Here is a 14,490-nt window from a genome sequence, read left to right as displayed (position 1 = left end):
ACTTACTTGGCAGAGATTAGGTATTTATCTTCAGGAGATTTCATGAGAATAGCAGTTGCTAAAGAAATTGAAGTTTGTGAACGTCGTGTGGCATTAATTCCTGACACCGTTGCTCGATTGGTAAAGCAAGGTTTGGAAGTCTGGGTAGAAAAGGGTGCAGGAGAGCGATCTTTTTTCAGCGATACTGACTATGAAGCCGCAGGAGCCACAATAATTGGCGATACTGCCAAATTATGGGGCGAAACAGATATTCTTTTGAAAGTCAGCCCACCACAAGAACGAGAAGATGGACGTTCAGAAGTTGATTTGTTAAAGGAAGGGGCTGTATTAGTCAGTTTCCTCAATCCTTTAGGAAATCCTGTTGTAGCACAGCAACTAGCAAATCGGAAAATTACAGCCTTGAGTATGGAAATGATTCCCCGTACTACCAGGGCGCAAAGTATGGATGCTTTGTCCTCGCAAGCTTCATTAGCAGGTTACAAGGCAGTATTAATTGCGGCAGCTGCATTACCGAAATACTTCCCAATGTTAACCACAGCCGCAGGTACGATCGCTCCAGCGAAAGTATTTATTATGGGCGCTGGTGTAGCGGGATTGCAAGCGATCGCTACTGCCAGACGTTTGGGAGCAGTGGTAGAAGCCTTTGATATTCGTCCCGCCGTTAAAGAAGAAGTGCAAAGCTTAGGGGCAAAATTCGTTGAAGTCAAATTAGACGAAGAAACCGTCGCCGCAGGTGGTTACGCCAAGGAAATTTCTGAGGCTAGTAAACAACGCACTCAAGAAGTTGTCGCCGAACATATTAAGAATTCTGATGTGGTGATTACTACCGCCCAAGTGCCTGGAAGACAAGCACCACGGCTCGTCACAGAAGAAATGGTGGCACAAATGAAACCAGGTTCAGTAATTGTGGATTTGGCTGCTGAACAGGGTGGTAACTGTGCCTGTACCGAACCAGGTAAAGATATTGTGTGGAACGGTGTGACAATTATCGGCCCCATCAATCTCCCATCATCGATGCCAATTCACGCCAGCCAATTGTATGCCAAGAACGTTACATCGTTGATGCAATTGCTAATTAAAGACAAAGCTTTGCAGGTGGATTTTAGCGACGACATCGTTGATGCAGCTTGTGTTACCCACGCTGGTGAAATTCGCAATCAACGAGTGCGCGATGCATTACAAGCTTTGAGCGGCGTTGGAGCAGGTTAATAGCCAAATTACCATAAGGAGTTTTTCAAGCATGACAGAGGCATTACTTGCTGCTTTGTTTGTATTTGTATTGGCATCTTTTATCGGCTTTGAAGTCATCAACAAAATCCCCCCGACTTTACACACGCCCTTAATGTCAGGCTCAAACGCGATTTCTGGGATTGCTGTACTGGGAGCAATAGTTGCTGCTGGTGCGAGAGATACGAGTGTGTCAGTAATTCTCGGTTTGATTGCTGTGGTATTAGCAACAATCAACGTTGTGGGTGGTTTTTTAGTGACAGATAGAATGTTGCAAATGTTCAAGAAGAAGGAGATTAAGGCGTGAGCGACTTTTTACCAACTGGCATTCAGCTGACGTACTTAGTCGCTGCATCGTTATTTATTCTGGGCTTGAAAAAGCTGGGATCGCCCGCTACCGCGAGAAACGGTAATATTGTAGCGGCTGTGGGGATGTTGCTGGCAATTGTGGCGACAATGCTGGATCAGCATGTGTTGAACTACGAGATGATATTGTTGGGCTTGGCGATTGGATCGGGAATTGGTGCGATCGTTGCCTACAAAGTCCAAATGACCGAAATGCCCCAAATGGTGGGTTTACTCAACGGTTTGGGCGGTGCGGCTTCGGCATTAGTAGCTGTTGCCGAATTCTGGCGGTTATTAGATAGTTCTCAGCCGATACCCCTAGATGTCAACATTTCCATGCTATTGGACGTGTTAATCGGTGGTGTTACCTTCACAGGTAGTTTTCTAGCCTTTGCTAAATTGCAAGGTTTAATTAGCGGTTCTCCGATTACATTTCCATTCCAGCAACCATTTAACCTCTTGCTTCTGGGTGCTTATCTGGTAGGTAGTGCCTATTTAATCATCACACCAGATAGCTTACCCATATTCTTGGGAGTGGTTGGTGTTTCTTTAGTGTTGGGCGTGATGTTCGTCATCCCCATTGGTGGCGGCGATATGCCAGTAGTAATCTCGCTGTTGAACTCCTTGTCAGGTGTGGCGGCGGCGGCGGCTGGATTCGTGGTGATGAACAATATGTTAATCATCGCTGGTGCTTTGGTAGGAGCATCTGGCTTAATCCTCACCGAGATTATGTGTAAGGCGATGAACCGCTCCTTATTTAGTGTGCTGTTCAGCGCTTTTGGTACAGGTTCTAGTTCTGGTGGTGGTGCTGCTAGTGGTGGTGCAACCGATCAAAGCGTCCGCAGTATCGATCCTGAAGAAGGGGCGATGATGTTGGGTTATGCCCGTTCTGTGGTAATTGTGCCTGGTTATGGTATGGCAGTTGCTCAAGCGCAACATAGCGTCCGGGAATTGTCAGATCAGTTAGAAAAAATGGGCGTTGATGTCAAGTATGCCATTCACCCTGTTGCTGGAAGAATGCCGGGGCACATGAATGTGTTACTTGCAGAGGCAAATGTGCCTTATACCCAGTTGTACGACATGGATGATATTAATCCCCAGTTCGATCAAGCGGATGTGGCTTTAGTAATTGGGGCAAATGATGTGGTAAATCCGGCGGCGCGGAGTGATACAAGTAGCCCGATTTATGGTATGCCGATTTTGGAAGTAGATCGGGCGAAGCAGACGATTGTAATTAAGCGCGGGATGAGTACGGGTTTTGCCGGTGTAGATAATGAGTTGTTCTACAAGGATAAAACGACGATGCTTTTTGGTAGTGCGAAGGATATGGTGGCGAAGTTGGTTTCGGAAGTGAAGCAACTTTAAGAGAAACGAACCGCGTTCGCGTAGCGTCTCGTAGAGAAGGGCGCAAAGGGCGCGAAGTAAAGAAAGAATGTAGAGAGTTGGCTTGCCTTGGAGGTGCGATGCTTCTAAGGCAAGTTTTTTTGTGGGAAAGTTGCCTCATGCAAAGGCGCAACAGAATAGAAAGTTTATTTATTATAGAGTTGATAATGTCCGAAAATTTTCACTTTAGTTATTTAACTTGACATTCCATTATATGCTCAATTATTTTTGATGAACAAGTTTTAATTTTCTAATTAAAATAATAGAATTATGTTCAGTCAAAATTTTTTTAATGATGAGCTTGTAGAAAAAATAATTGATGCATTTTATGGATATGGTAATTATCAAGGGAATTATTGGTTTATTGGTATGGAAGAAGCAGGAGGAGATTTTAACGAAATTAATAACAGAATAAAGAAATGGTCAGAGAGAGAACAGAAGGAAATAGAAGATATTGCAGAATATCATGAAGCTATCGGATATGGGGCGAGTTTTAAACCAGGCGCAAAATTGGATGTGCCAGTCTGGAGGACATTAATTCGTATTATATTGAGTGCTAAAGGAAAAGATAATATTGACCTAGAAGATATTCGTAAATATCAAATAGAGGAACTAGGTAGAAAAGATAAAGAGACTTGTTTATTAGAATTATTACCTTTACCCTCACCATCTCTTAAACATTGGATATATGGTGAATATTCTAAGCTTACTTTTTTATCTAATAGAGATACTTATAAAAAGTATTGTGTTGAAAAGCGAGTAAATCATATTAGTCAAAGAATCAAAGAACATCAACCTAAAGCGGTTGTTTTCTACGGTGTAGGATATGAGCCTTATTGGAGAAAAATAACTGAAAAAATAACAGATGTTGAGTTTTCAACAACTTCAGAGGGTTTCTCAATTTGTAAAAATAGTCAGACTGTGTTTGTTATAGCTAAACATCCTGTAGCTATAGGTGTAACAAGTGAATATTTCTATAATATTGGTAGATCAATTGCTACTAAAATAGTGGAAAAACCATCATTTGCGTAGTTTGTGGCTCGTTTAAAAAAGGTGATCGCCAAAACTCCACAGTGCGATCGCTCTCTTTTTCCTCTGCGTTCTCTGCACCTCTGTGGTTCGTTAAAAAAAGCGATCGCACTTCCAAAACTCCACAGGGCGATCGCTTTCTTCTTTCTTTGCGTGAGATAAAAAGCGTAGGCGATCGCGAGTGCGTCTTGTAGAGAAGCCAGGCGTTGGCAAAGCCTCTCGTAGAGAAGGCATCGCTCTGGCAATATAATTAAGACTGCGGTGTAACACTACGCGGCTCAACAACTACAATCTCGGAAAAACGTTTAAAGTCATCAATATTAAATGTAAGTAGATGTGTAATCTGGTGTGTTATCATCGCTGCAACTAAACGTGCATCATGCACCTGTTTTCCCATGACTTGGTATTTAACAATTAGAGATTCCCACTCACCAAAAATTGCAGGTGTATCAAGGTGTAGTATAAATATCTTCTTGAGTTTATCAGTTTCTTCTACTGCTTGAGCCGTAGATAAACCTAAACCATTACTATTAATTGGTCTTGTAGCAACAGCCCAAAACTCAATGAGATTCTGTGGAATTATATATAATAATTCTCCTTGTCTCTTGAGCATCAAGATGGCTCTTTGAGTATCAAAGTGCATTGGGCTATTCTTTTGCACCAAACGCAGCAAAATATTAGTATCCACCAAATAGCTCATAACATTTCATCTTCTCTGGTGTAAATACTCTCTCGACTAATTGCTGCATCTGAAAGTGCTGGTGCTAAAGAAAAAGCGGGACTATTTATTAAATCTGTTAATATAGCTTCCCATTCTTCCTGAGTTGATACTTGATAAAAAAAACTTTCTTCATGGCTGGTTAAACTCTTTTCAATTAGAGATGCAAGATAAGCTTCTACCGATAAACCTTGTGCAGCAGCTTCAGCAATTAGACGAGCCTCTATTTCTGGTTTCAATTGCAACTGTATGGTCATTTGTTGTCTCCTAATTCCCTGAGTTGTAGAAGCTTTCATCTGGATAATGGCAAAAGTTTTCTCCCTCTAAGTCAGAGAATATATCTAATTCACTACCAGGTGCATAATCTGCAATAGCTGTCACTGCCGCTAGTGTTAATTGGCGTTTTTGCTCATCTTTGGTAAGTGAGTGTTTTTCTTGAAGAACTAATTGCAGGGCTGACTCAGCTATCTTCAGGCGATCGCTTATGCTCAGGTTTGGTAGTGCTTGGAGAATTTCTTTAGTTTCCATATTAATTCATAAAGCAACTTATATTACTAAATGCTAGTGAAATTATAATAAGCGATCGCCTAAAAAATCTCCACAGTGCGTAGGCAAACGCGAGTGCGTCTCTCGCTCTCTTCTTCCTCTGTGTCCTCTGCGCCTCTGTGGTTCGTTAAAAATAGCGTAGGCGAAGCCCGCCGAAGGCATCGCCAAAACTTCAGTGTGCGTAGGCGTTCGCGTAGCGTCTCCAAGAGTTGCCCACCAAAGGCATCGCCCCCTCTTTCCTCTGTATCCTTTCGTAGAGAATACATCGCCTGGTTTTTTCCTTAACTCACTATCCCTTTAATCGGAATTTCTATCCAGAACTCACAGCCATTACCAGGTTCAGAAACACATTTGATATTACCGCCGTGTTTTTCTACAATAATTTGGTAGCTAATAGATAACCCCAAACCGATCCCTTGTCCAGGTTGTTTGGTGGTAAAGAAAGGTTCAAAAATTCGCGATCGCATCATCTCTGGAATCCCACAACCATTGTCGGCAATCCAAATCAGAATACTATTCCCTTCAATTATTTCTGTACGAATCCAAATTTTAGGATTGTCAATTTTTTTTCCACAAGTTGCTGAGTTTTCTAGTGCATCGATCGCATTGTTGAGAATATTCATAAACACCTGATTCATCTGCGCTGCATAACAGACTACTGGGGGCAATTCACCATATTCCTTAACTATCTCAATAGCAAAAGAATTAGTCTGTGGTTGCAGTCGATGTTGTAAAATTAGCAAAGTACTGTCGATACCTTCATGAAGGTTAACGGGTTTTATTCCTGTTTCGTCAAGTCGAGAAAAAATTCGTAACGACAAGACGAGTTGAGAGATTCGCTCTGCCCCCATCTTCATGGAAGTCAAAATTTTGGGCAAGTCATCACTAATGAAATCTAAATCCATTGCTGCTACTTGCTTTTGAATTTCTCCTGTTCCCTTAGGATACTGTTTCTGATAAAGACGGAGTAATTTAAATAAATTTTCGGCATGTTCCGTAACATAGATGATATTGCCGTAAATGAAACTAATCGGGTTGTTAATTTCATGTGCTATACCAGCAACTAACTGCCCTAAACCTGCCATTTTTTCACTTTGAATCAATTGGCTCTGAGTGTTTTGTAATTCTTTAAGAGTCTGAGTAAGTTCTTCTTTTTGACGTTGAGTTTGTTTAAGTAATTCCGCTTGCTGAAGTCCTACCCCTAATTGAGTACCAATTTGCATCAGCAAATCTACCTCATCTTCTTGCCAATCACGTGGTTTGAGATTTTGATAAGCTGCTAGTAATCCCCAAAGTTTCTCGCCCTGAAAAATTGGCACAATTATATATGCCCTAGCCTCCATTAGCTCAAGCAGAGTAATATGACAGATAGAATAATTGGCGCTGTAAATATCTTTAATAGCAATACTTTCACCATTAGCAAAATTTCCACCTTGGGTTTGTTGCAAGTAATCATCTGCAACTACAGGTAAAATTTCCTTTACTGGTGTCCAACCTTGGGCTAAAGACTCAGCAACAAATTCGCCACTCCAATCAGCCTTGAATTGATAGATTGTCACTCGATCAACTTCCAATAGCCGTCGGACTTCTTCTGCACTGGTGGCAAAGATGGTATCAATATCAAGAGACTGGCGAATTTTCTCCACTGTCGCAGCTAGGGCCTTCTCCCTTTCGGCTGCTTTCCGTTCTCGTTCGGCGGCTTTAGCCAGTTTTTGGGCTTGCACCTGCATTTGTTTCAAAGACTCAGCTTGTTGTAATGCTACCCCCAATTGAGCGCCAACTTGTGCCAATAAGTTGATTTCCTCATCTTGCCAATAACGGGGCTGGGAGTTTTGATAAGCTACTAACAATCCCCACAGCTTCTCACCCTGAGAAATTGGGACAAAAACTTCATTGCGTGCATACTTACCCGCTTGCTTTCCTTGCACAAGAACGCCTTCTGTCACAGGCTGCGGCTTAACCATTGGTGTCCAGCCATCAACAATAGAATCAGCGACAAACTCGCCACTCCAGTCAGGATAGAAGCGGTAAATTGCGACTCGTTCCACTTCTAATAACCGACGAACTTCTTGAGTTGTGGTTTTAAAGATGGCTTCAATATCAAGAGACTGACGAATTTTTTCTACCGTGTTTGCTAGTGCCCTTTGCCTTTCAGCAGCTTTGCTGATATCTGCTGCTTGAATCTGCATTTGTTGGATAAATTCTGCTTGCTGCAAAGCCACACCTAGTTGAGTGCCAACTTGGGTAAGCAAGTAAACCTCATCTTTTTGCCAATCACGGATTCTGGCATTTTGGTATGCTGCTAGCAAGCCCCAGAGCTTCTGACCGTGGTAAATGGCAATAATCACATAAGCTCTTGCTTGATATATCTCTAAGATTTTAATGTAGCAGTCACTAAAGCCTGAATTATAAATATCATTACAAACACGATAAACTTCACAGAGGCTGAAGCTACCACCCTCTGTATCTTGCAAGTAGGTATCAGCGACTGGAGGTTTAGCTAAATCTTTGGCGCTACATTCACTGACATTTTCACTCAATTCTGGCCGCTGCAATTGTTCATCAATCAGGGAAATCCAACCCTCTGCCACTGATTCAAACACGAATTCACCACTCCAATCGGGATTGAAGCGATAAATAGCCACGCGATCAGCATTTAGCAACTGTCTAAGTTCTGCGGTGCTTGTGTGGAAAATGCTTTTTAAGTCTAGAGACTGACGAATTTTCTCAATGGTTATGGCTATGGTTTTCTGCCATTGGGCTGCTTTTTCTCTGGCTTTTGCTTGTGCTAGTTCTGCTGATTGTAGTTTTACTTGTTCTAGGTAGTCTGCTTGCTGTAAAGCAACCCCTAGATGTTCGGCGATTAATTGCACAAACTCAATTTCTGATGCTTCCCATTGTCGAGGACTACCACACTGATGAATACACAACAATCCCCATAAATCTTTACCTTTGATCAAGGGGGCAGTTATATTGGCACGTACTTGAAATTTTTCTAGAATCTGGATGTAGCAATCACTGGCATTAACTTGATAAATATCAGCCATTGCTTTAATCCGGCCTTGCTGATATAGTTCTGCGAACTCCTCACTAAAGCAGTGGTCGCGCAGTTTGGCTGCTAATGCCGAATCCCATTCTGTTGCCACATCTTCATAGATAAATTCCCCTTCCCATGCCAAATCAGGATAAAAACGAAACACGCCAACTCGATCGCTTTTTAGAAGTTGGCGAACTTCAGTGACTGTAATTTTGAAGATAGTTTCTATGTCTAGAGACTCGCGGATGCGAGCAATAACTCCAGACAAGGCTTTTTGTTGCTCGTTCTGACGCAACGAGGATGTCACAGCTGAATGAGACTCTTGCTGTTCTGAATTTGGTTTTATGGGTTGAGTAGTAGAGGAGTTTTCCATTCCCAGTGGGACTTTAAATATTGAAAGTCTTCTATCTCATGATTCCCGTTGCGATCGCAAAGGTAACAGTTCTTTCCTGAGAATGCCAAAAAACAATATAGGGACACGATAGTATCGTGTCCCTACAAGAACATTTTTCAACCACGAGAAAATTATCGCCGCTTGGGAGTGGCGCTGCGGCTGGTGCGTTTCTCTTCATCTCGGCGACGGCGATCGCGCCAATCTGCCACGGTTAAATAACCAATACCACCGGTGACTACTACAAGCAGCAGTACGGCAACTAAAGCTAAAATACTCAAAAATGGACTTTCCACAATGCCTCTACAGTCCGTTACGTCCCCAAACTACCATTGCAATTGACCAAGTGAACACAACTAACAGCGATACCCAACCTAGTGTCAAAATCTCCATAGTCCCGCTTTTCAAATAATTACAAAAGGTTTCTAATATTTATCATACAGGGATCGGGCAGGCTGAGATTTTTTTATAAATGGCATTGTAACTTTGGCTGTCGATGTCTACGACGGGCTACGTCTACGCAAAATATACACCATTTTTCTTGGTAAGCTAGCACTTCAAGCATTAATAAAGACGAATGTAAAAAAATAGCGATCGCGCTTTCCCACTTCATGGTTTGGGAATACTAGGTTTACGGGTATATATTTCAAATCCAACAACCCCTAGTATTATGCCGACATTTTTCAACTATTCTTTCCAATCCAACGGTTTTATTCCCCACGGACATTGTTATCTCTGGCAAAGTGGGTTAGTTTGGCTCCACATTATTTCTGATGCCACGATCGCTCTGGCTTATTATTCTATTCCCTTCCTACTGATTTACTTCATTTACAAGCGCAAAGACGTTCCTTTTAATGGAGTTTTTTTGTTATTTGGTGCTTTTATCATTGCCTGCGGTACTGGACACTTAATGGATATTTGGACGCTTTGGTATCCAGACTATTGGATTGCAGGTGGTTTAAAAGCTTTAACTGCCATTATTTCAATATACACGGCATTTGCGTTATTTTACCTCATGCCTCAAGCTCTGACACTACCCAGCCCAGCCCAGTTAGAGGCTATTAATCAAGTCCTTTCAACAGAAATTGTCGAGCGCAAGCGTATTGAGAAAGAACTACGTCAAGCAGAAGAAGTTGCTCAAAACTCCAGCCAAGCTAAGAGTGAATTTCTGGCCAACATGAGTCATGAACTACGCACACCTCTTAACGGCATCTTGGGCTATACACAAATTCTCCAACGCACAGAATCTTTAAGTGAAAAAGGACGCAAAGGACTCAGCGTTATTTATCAATGTGGTTCTCATCTTTTAACCTTAATTAATGATGTCCTGGATCTCTCCAAGATCGAAGCCCGAAAGTTGGAATTGTATCCTGTTGATTTCTATTTGCCTGCTTTTATAGATAGCGTGACTGAAATTTGCCGCATCAGGGCAGAACAAAAAGTCATCGCATTTCACATTGAAATCGATCCTGATTTACCAACGGGTATTCATGCTGATGAAAAACGCTTGCGGCAAGTATTGATTAACTTGCTTAGTAATGCCATGAAGTTTACTCATCAAGGCAGTGTCACTTTCAAAACTCAGGTTATTAATCAAGAATCAAATACTAATGGAAAAACTAACTACAAAATTCGCTTTGAGGTAGTAGATACTGGCACTGGCATAACCCCTGAACAAGCCGAAAAAATCTTCCAGCCTTTTGAGCAAGCGGGAAGTCAGAAACGACAATCTGAAGGTACAGGCTTAGGATTAGCAATCAGTCAAAAAATTGTTTTGTTGATGGGTGGTCAAATTCAAGTGCAAAGTGAATTTGGCAAAGGTAGCACTTTCTGGTTTGAGGCAAACTTGTCAGAATCTAAAGACTGGGCAAAGGTTTCTAGAGTAGTTGAGCAGGGAACTATTATTGGTTATCAAGGGCAAAGGCGCACCATTTTGATTGCGGATGATAAATGGGAAAACCGATCGGTAATTGTAAATTTACTAGAGCCGGTTGGGTTTACTGTTGTAGAAGCTAGTAATGGTCAGGAAGCATGGGTACAGTCTCTAGCCCAGAAACCAGACATGATTATTACTGACTTAGTGATGCCGATATTGGATGGATTTGAGTTAATTAGTCGTTTGCGTCAGTCTGGGCCATTTAAAGAGATTCCTGTCATCGCGTCCTCAGCAAGTGTATTTGCAGTAGACCAGCACAAGAGTATTGATGTAGGTGCAGATGCCTTTTTACCAAAGCCTGTAGAAGCTGAAAATCTGCTGGAAATGCTACGACAGTTTTTGCAACTAGAATGGATTTTTGACGCTAAGGTAGATGCTATCAAAAAAATCTCTAAAGATGGTTCTAATCAACAAAATGAGATGATTCATCCTAGCAAAGATGTTTTGCAAGAGTTACTCGAACTATCACAAGACGGCGACATTCAAAATATTTTAGAACTGGCTGAAAAACTTTCTGCATCTGATGAGAAGCTAAACATGTTTTCCCAGCAGCTCATGCAGCTTGCTAGTAATTTCCAACTCAAACGTTTGGAAACTTTTATTGAAAAATATATCAATTAAGTAAGTTTGCACAATTAAAGCTAATTGGCAAGGGCTGTCATTTATCCTTTGTCATTGGTCATTAGTAAGAACTTTCAGACTATTTACGTTTCGTAACATAATTTGGTTTATTTCTACCAACTTACTTAATTTCAGTTAAATTCCAATTTCCAATTCATCATGATCAAACTTCTAGATAACGGATTTATTTTAATTGTGGATGATAATCCCACAAATTTATCTGTCCTGTGTGCAGCGCTCAATAGTGAGGGTTTTCGTTTCCGTGTTGCAGTGGATGGAGAAACTGCGATCGCTCAGGCTGAACGCAATCAGCCTGAGTTGATTTTGCTGGATGTACAAATGCCGGGTATTGATGGATTTGAAACTTGTCGTCGTCTCAAAGCCAATCCTGCCACCCAAAACATTCCGATTATTTTCACCACTGCCTTAGCGGATACGGAAAGCAAAACGAAGGGATTTTCTCTTGGCGCAGTAGATTATATCCCTAAACCGTTTGCACAAGAGGAAGTCATTGCTAGAGTGCGCGTACATTTGCAACTAAAAAAATTGACTGAATCTTTGGAACAACAAGTTAGCGATCGCACCAAGGCTTTGCAACAAGCTCAAGTCCAACTGGTACAACAAGAAAAACTATCAACACTCGGAGAGTTAATCGCTGGTATTGGCCATGAAATCAACAACCCCATCAATTTTATTTCCAGCAATATTCCACCCTTGGAAGAATATATTGCAGGAGTAACCGAGTTGCTCCTACTGTATGAACAAGAGTATCCTAACCCAACAGCTAAAATTACCACTGCGATTGAGAACTTGGATCTGAACTTCGTTCTCGAAGATATGGTAAAAATTGTGAACTCACTTCAGCTAGGAAGTGAACGAATTCAGGATCTTTCCAATTCACTCCGCAACTTTTCTCGCTCGGATAGTGATACAAAAATACCTGCTGATTTGCACCAAGGACTAGATAGTACACTAATGATTTTGCAACACCGCTTCAAAGCTAACGGTGATCGTCCCGGTATTGAAGTTATTAAAAGTTATGGAGTATTACCAGAGGTACACTGCTATTTAGGTCAAATGAATCAAGTATTTATGAACATTCTGGCAAATGCAATTGATGCCCTTGATGAAGCTATAATGCAAGGCAAAATGAGCAATCTAATTCCTGAGATTAAAATTGCAACAGAAATAGATTCTGAACAATTGGTTATAATTCGGATTGCTGACAATGGGATTGGTATTCCTGAACGGCTTAAACAACGGTTGTTTGAGCCGTTGTTTACCACAAAAACCGTTGGTAAAGGCACTGGACTTGGCTTGTCGATCGCTTATGAAATAGTTGTAGAGAAACACAAAGGTGTATTAGATGTAAATTCTCAACCAGGTAAGGGAACCGAATTTATCATCAAAATTCCCATAGAATAGAAGCATTTAATTAATTACAAAGTTGCTCTAGCATTTATCATACTGGAGACAAGGAAAAATTTCTCCAATACCTAATCACTAATTTATATATAGAGTGAATCCAATTTTAGATCCTCAATTAATGGCAGAACGCATAGAATCCCTCAAAGCTGGAATAGTTGGAGGTTTTTCTGTGTGTTTTGCTTTTGTACTTCTCAGTGTTTTGAATACTTTTGTACTAGCGAAGTATTTTCAGAACCTTGCAAGTCTGCACAGTGATATTAACTGGCACTTGTGGGTGAGTGGTGCGTTACCAAAGCTTGCCGCCAGTTGCGGCATCGCAACTTTTAGTGGCTTACTATTTGGTGTCACCTACCGCTATATCATCCGCTCATATAAAAATCCCCAACTTAAAGCTGGTGGGGTTCTGGCCTTTGGTTTGGTGCGCGGATTGACTCAGATAGAGCTTGGGTTGAATTCAAATATCACAATTTGGCCTTTTTTGGCATTAGCGGCAGAAAGTTTATTGTGGTTTGCGTTTGCTGCGATCGCTCTTGATCTTGCGATTAAACTCCGTTGGATTAAACCTTTTTCATCAATCTAAATTTCCTTTCTCTAAGTATAGTATTGGCATATAGATGTGAAATCTTACAAGGGGTTGTAGCGCAAATAGATAAAAAGCTGGAAGCATTACGCTTTTGTAGCATACTTAATACAATTAGCATACAAGCACTGCTTGTGTAATATACTGTGTCAGCTTTAAAAATAAGTATAAATAATTACTAATATTAGTTCTCAATATTTCTTCCCTAATATGCAAACTAAAATATCCCACTATTATTTGATAGTCGATCTGGAGGCTACGTGCTGTGACAAGAAGACTATTCCTCGTCACGAAATGGAAATCATTGAAATCGGTGCGGTGATGCTCAATCGAGCAACATGGGAAATTGATTCTGAGTTTCAGCAATTCATCCAACCTGTGAGACATCCACAACTGACAGATTTTTGTACCGAACTGACTAGTATTCGGCAGCAAGATGTTGATGAAGCACCAAAATTCATTGAGGCAATTTCTCGATTTAAAGAATGGATTTATTCATTTCCCAATCATATTTTTTGTTCTTGGGGTAATTATGACAAAAAGCAATTTATTCAAGATTGCGCGTTTCATAATTTTCCTTATCCTTTTACTTCAGAACACATAAATATCAAAGAGGAATTTTCAGAATATCTTGGCGTATCTAAAAAATTTGGTATGGCACAAGCTCTTAATGAGCTAGGAATAAAATTGAAAGGCACACATCATCGCGGCATTGATGATGCTCACAACATTGCATCTATCTACAGACAGATTAAAAGCACCAAAATAAACTGAATAATGGAAAAGTCGTAACATACCATTTTAAAATATTGCGGTAGATTACGAATATTTTTGCTACAAAATTATTTCTAGTCAAAAGGATTTTTGGAGGAACCTTTTTTGTTATTGGGTGAGTATTCAGAACAATTCATAGCTTCTCCGGTAAGAACAATAGAAGGATTGACTGCACATTTTAGATAATGATTATTTGAATAAAATCGACACTTTTTACAGGGAAGTTTGTGTAAACCGTTAATAGAAATAACCATTTTATCATCTAAAAATGCCCGGATTTTTTGTAATATTAGAAAAAAAACTACCCAACCAATTAGAAAGCCAACAGGAGATAAGGATATCGCTAGATCGGGGATGCTTAATTCATTCGTTTGTGCTTGTTCATTTCTTGCTTCACTCAAGTTTCCTTGATGTAAGTTACTATTGGCTACTACAGTTTTTTGCAAAATTAGATCGTGATACATATTATTTACCT

18 protein-coding genes are annotated in these 14,490 nt (G+C 40.7%); 8 read left to right on the top strand and 10 right to left on the bottom strand.

The window, feature by feature from the left end:
- The first annotated feature begins 42 nt into the window (after positions 1 to 42).
- From ACFFRD_RS16750 to ACFFRD_RS16735, 4 genes are all read left to right on the top strand, one after another.
- Complete coding sequence (locus ACFFRD_RS16750) at positions 43 to 1,209, top strand: Re/Si-specific NAD(P)(+) transhydrogenase subunit alpha (protein ID WP_163926913.1); 1,167 nt, start codon at positions 43 to 45, stop codon at positions 1,207 to 1,209.
- 31 nt (positions 1,210 to 1,240) lie between these two features.
- Positions 1,241 to 1,534 (top strand): NAD(P) transhydrogenase subunit alpha, encoded by a 294-nt coding sequence (locus tag ACFFRD_RS16745; protein ID WP_012408294.1) that lies wholly within the window; start codon positions 1,241 to 1,243, stop codon positions 1,532 to 1,534.
- Complete coding sequence (locus ACFFRD_RS16740) at positions 1,531 to 2,937, top strand: NAD(P)(+) transhydrogenase (Re/Si-specific) subunit beta (protein ID WP_190933896.1); 1,407 nt, start codon at positions 1,531 to 1,533, stop codon at positions 2,935 to 2,937. Before ACFFRD_RS16745 ends, ACFFRD_RS16740 begins: the two co-directional genes overlap by 4 nt.
- Before the next feature lie 288 nt (positions 2,938 to 3,225).
- Entirely contained in the window at positions 3,226 to 3,987 is a 762-nt protein-coding gene (locus ACFFRD_RS16735) for a hypothetical protein (RefSeq protein ID WP_392482421.1), read from the top strand.
- A 90-nt stretch (positions 3,988 to 4,077) separates the two neighbouring features.
- On the opposite strand, the gene ACFFRD_RS16730 is transcribed toward ACFFRD_RS16735, so the two are convergent.
- The 9 genes from ACFFRD_RS16730 to ACFFRD_RS16690 form a co-directional block, all read right to left on the bottom strand.
- Positions 4,078 to 4,218 (bottom strand): hypothetical protein, encoded by a 141-nt coding sequence (locus ACFFRD_RS16730; RefSeq protein WP_392482420.1) that lies wholly within the window; start codon positions 4,216 to 4,218, stop codon positions 4,078 to 4,080.
- Between the two features lie 16 nt (positions 4,219 to 4,234).
- A complete protein-coding gene (locus ACFFRD_RS16725; protein ID WP_392482419.1) occupies positions 4,235 to 4,684 on the bottom strand; it encodes a type II toxin-antitoxin system VapC family toxin in 450 nt (149 codons plus the stop codon).
- On the bottom strand, positions 4,681 to 4,959 hold the full coding sequence (locus ACFFRD_RS16720) for a hypothetical protein (protein WP_392482418.1): 279 nt from the start codon (positions 4,957 to 4,959) through the stop codon (positions 4,681 to 4,683). Before ACFFRD_RS16720 ends, ACFFRD_RS16725 begins: the two co-directional genes overlap by 4 nt.
- A gap of 10 nt (positions 4,960 to 4,969) precedes the next feature.
- The gene (locus ACFFRD_RS16715; protein ID WP_392482417.1) at positions 4,970 to 5,230 is read right to left on the bottom strand and encodes a hypothetical protein; all 261 of its coding nucleotides are present in this window, start codon (positions 5,228 to 5,230) and stop codon (positions 4,970 to 4,972) included.
- 59 nt (positions 5,231 to 5,289) lie between these two features.
- A complete protein-coding gene (locus ACFFRD_RS16710) occupies positions 5,290 to 5,514 on the bottom strand; it encodes a hypothetical protein (protein ID WP_392482416.1) in 225 nt (74 codons plus the stop codon).
- Between the two features lie 15 nt (positions 5,515 to 5,529).
- Entirely contained in the window at positions 5,530 to 8,658 is a 3,129-nt protein-coding gene (locus tag ACFFRD_RS16705) for a GAF domain-containing protein (RefSeq protein ID WP_392482415.1), read from the bottom strand.
- Between the two features lie 152 nt (positions 8,659 to 8,810).
- Positions 8,811 to 8,972, bottom strand: a complete 162-nt coding sequence (locus ACFFRD_RS16700; RefSeq protein WP_012408301.1) for a hypothetical protein — start codon at positions 8,970 to 8,972, stop codon at positions 8,811 to 8,813.
- A gap of 7 nt (positions 8,973 to 8,979) precedes the next feature.
- Positions 8,980 to 9,069 (bottom strand): cytochrome b6-f complex subunit PetN, encoded by a 90-nt coding sequence (gene petN, locus ACFFRD_RS16695; RefSeq protein ID WP_012408302.1) that lies wholly within the window; start codon positions 9,067 to 9,069, stop codon positions 8,980 to 8,982.
- Between the two features lie 73 nt (positions 9,070 to 9,142).
- Complete coding sequence (locus ACFFRD_RS16690; RefSeq protein WP_392482413.1) at positions 9,143 to 9,289, bottom strand: hypothetical protein; 147 nt, start codon at positions 9,287 to 9,289, stop codon at positions 9,143 to 9,145.
- A gap of 57 nt (positions 9,290 to 9,346) precedes the next feature.
- Between ACFFRD_RS16690 and ACFFRD_RS16685 the strand changes: the two genes are divergently transcribed.
- From ACFFRD_RS16685 to ACFFRD_RS16670, 4 genes are all read left to right on the top strand, one after another.
- Positions 9,347 to 11,233: an ATP-binding protein gene (locus ACFFRD_RS16685; RefSeq protein WP_392482412.1), complete on the top strand. Its 1,887-nt coding sequence runs from the start codon at positions 9,347 to 9,349 to the stop codon at positions 11,231 to 11,233.
- A 159-nt stretch (positions 11,234 to 11,392) separates the two neighbouring features.
- Positions 11,393 to 12,658 (top strand): response regulator, encoded by a 1,266-nt coding sequence (locus tag ACFFRD_RS16680; RefSeq protein WP_392482411.1) that lies wholly within the window; start codon positions 11,393 to 11,395, stop codon positions 12,656 to 12,658.
- Between the two features lie 121 nt (positions 12,659 to 12,779).
- Positions 12,780 to 13,241, top strand: coding sequence for a hypothetical protein (locus tag ACFFRD_RS16675; RefSeq protein ID WP_392483088.1), 462 nt, complete (start codon positions 12,780 to 12,782; stop codon positions 13,239 to 13,241).
- A gap of 210 nt (positions 13,242 to 13,451) precedes the next feature.
- Entirely contained in the window at positions 13,452 to 14,015 is a 564-nt protein-coding gene (locus tag ACFFRD_RS16670) for an exonuclease domain-containing protein (protein WP_392482410.1), read from the top strand.
- Between the two features lie 74 nt (positions 14,016 to 14,089).
- Here the strand turns inward: ACFFRD_RS16670 and ACFFRD_RS16665 are convergent, their stop codons facing one another.
- On the bottom strand, positions 14,090 to 14,479 hold the full coding sequence (locus ACFFRD_RS16665) for a hypothetical protein (RefSeq protein ID WP_392482409.1): 390 nt from the start codon (positions 14,477 to 14,479) through the stop codon (positions 14,090 to 14,092).
- Between the last annotated feature and the right edge of the window lie 11 nt (positions 14,480 to 14,490).

The sequence above is a fragment of the Nostoc sp. C110 genome (genome assembly GCF_043099725.1).
GTDB classification, from domain to species: Bacteria; Cyanobacteriota; Cyanobacteriia; order Cyanobacteriales; family Nostocaceae; genus Nostoc; species Nostoc muscorum_A.
The sequence above is the reverse complement of the archived record's forward strand: the minus strand, read 5'-3'. Positions and strand labels throughout refer to the sequence as shown.

Coding starts and splice junctions, on each gene's coding strand:
- ACFFRD_RS16720 (WP_392482418.1), bottom strand. CDS start 4,959: ATGACCATACAGTTGCAATTGAAACCAGAAATAGAGGCTCGTCTAATT.
- petN (WP_012408302.1), bottom strand. CDS start 9,069: ATGGAGATTTTGACACTAGGTTGGGTATCGCTGTTAGTTGTGTTCACT.
- ACFFRD_RS16735 (WP_392482421.1), top strand. CDS start 3,226: ATGTTCAGTCAAAATTTTTTTAATGATGAGCTTGTAGAAAAAATAATT.
- ACFFRD_RS16750 (WP_163926913.1), top strand. CDS start 43: ATGAGAATAGCAGTTGCTAAAGAAATTGAAGTTTGTGAACGTCGTGTG.
- ACFFRD_RS16730 (WP_392482420.1), bottom strand. CDS start 4,218: ATGCCTTCTCTACGAGAGGCTTTGCCAACGCCTGGCTTCTCTACAAGA.
- ACFFRD_RS16715 (WP_392482417.1), bottom strand. CDS start 5,230: ATGGAAACTAAAGAAATTCTCCAAGCACTACCAAACCTGAGCATAAGC.
- ACFFRD_RS16690 (WP_392482413.1), bottom strand. CDS start 9,289: ATGAAGTGGGAAAGCGCGATCGCTATTTTTTTACATTCGTCTTTATTA.
- ACFFRD_RS16670 (WP_392482410.1), top strand. CDS start 13,452: ATGCAAACTAAAATATCCCACTATTATTTGATAGTCGATCTGGAGGCT.
- ACFFRD_RS16665 (WP_392482409.1), bottom strand. CDS start 14,479: ATGTATCACGATCTAATTTTGCAAAAAACTGTAGTAGCCAATAGTAAC.
- ACFFRD_RS16705 (WP_392482415.1), bottom strand. CDS start 8,658: ATGGAAAACTCCTCTACTACTCAACCCATAAAACCAAATTCAGAACAG.
- ACFFRD_RS16725 (WP_392482419.1), bottom strand. CDS start 4,684: ATGAGCTATTTGGTGGATACTAATATTTTGCTGCGTTTGGTGCAAAAG.
- ACFFRD_RS16710 (WP_392482416.1), bottom strand. CDS start 5,514: ATGTATTCTCTACGAAAGGATACAGAGGAAAGAGGGGGCGATGCCTTT.
- ACFFRD_RS16675 (WP_392483088.1), top strand. CDS start 12,780: ATGGCAGAACGCATAGAATCCCTCAAAGCTGGAATAGTTGGAGGTTTT.
- ACFFRD_RS16680 (WP_392482411.1), top strand. CDS start 11,393: ATGATCAAACTTCTAGATAACGGATTTATTTTAATTGTGGATGATAAT.
- ACFFRD_RS16745 (WP_012408294.1), top strand. CDS start 1,241: ATGACAGAGGCATTACTTGCTGCTTTGTTTGTATTTGTATTGGCATCT.
- ACFFRD_RS16685 (WP_392482412.1), top strand. CDS start 9,347: ATGCCGACATTTTTCAACTATTCTTTCCAATCCAACGGTTTTATTCCC.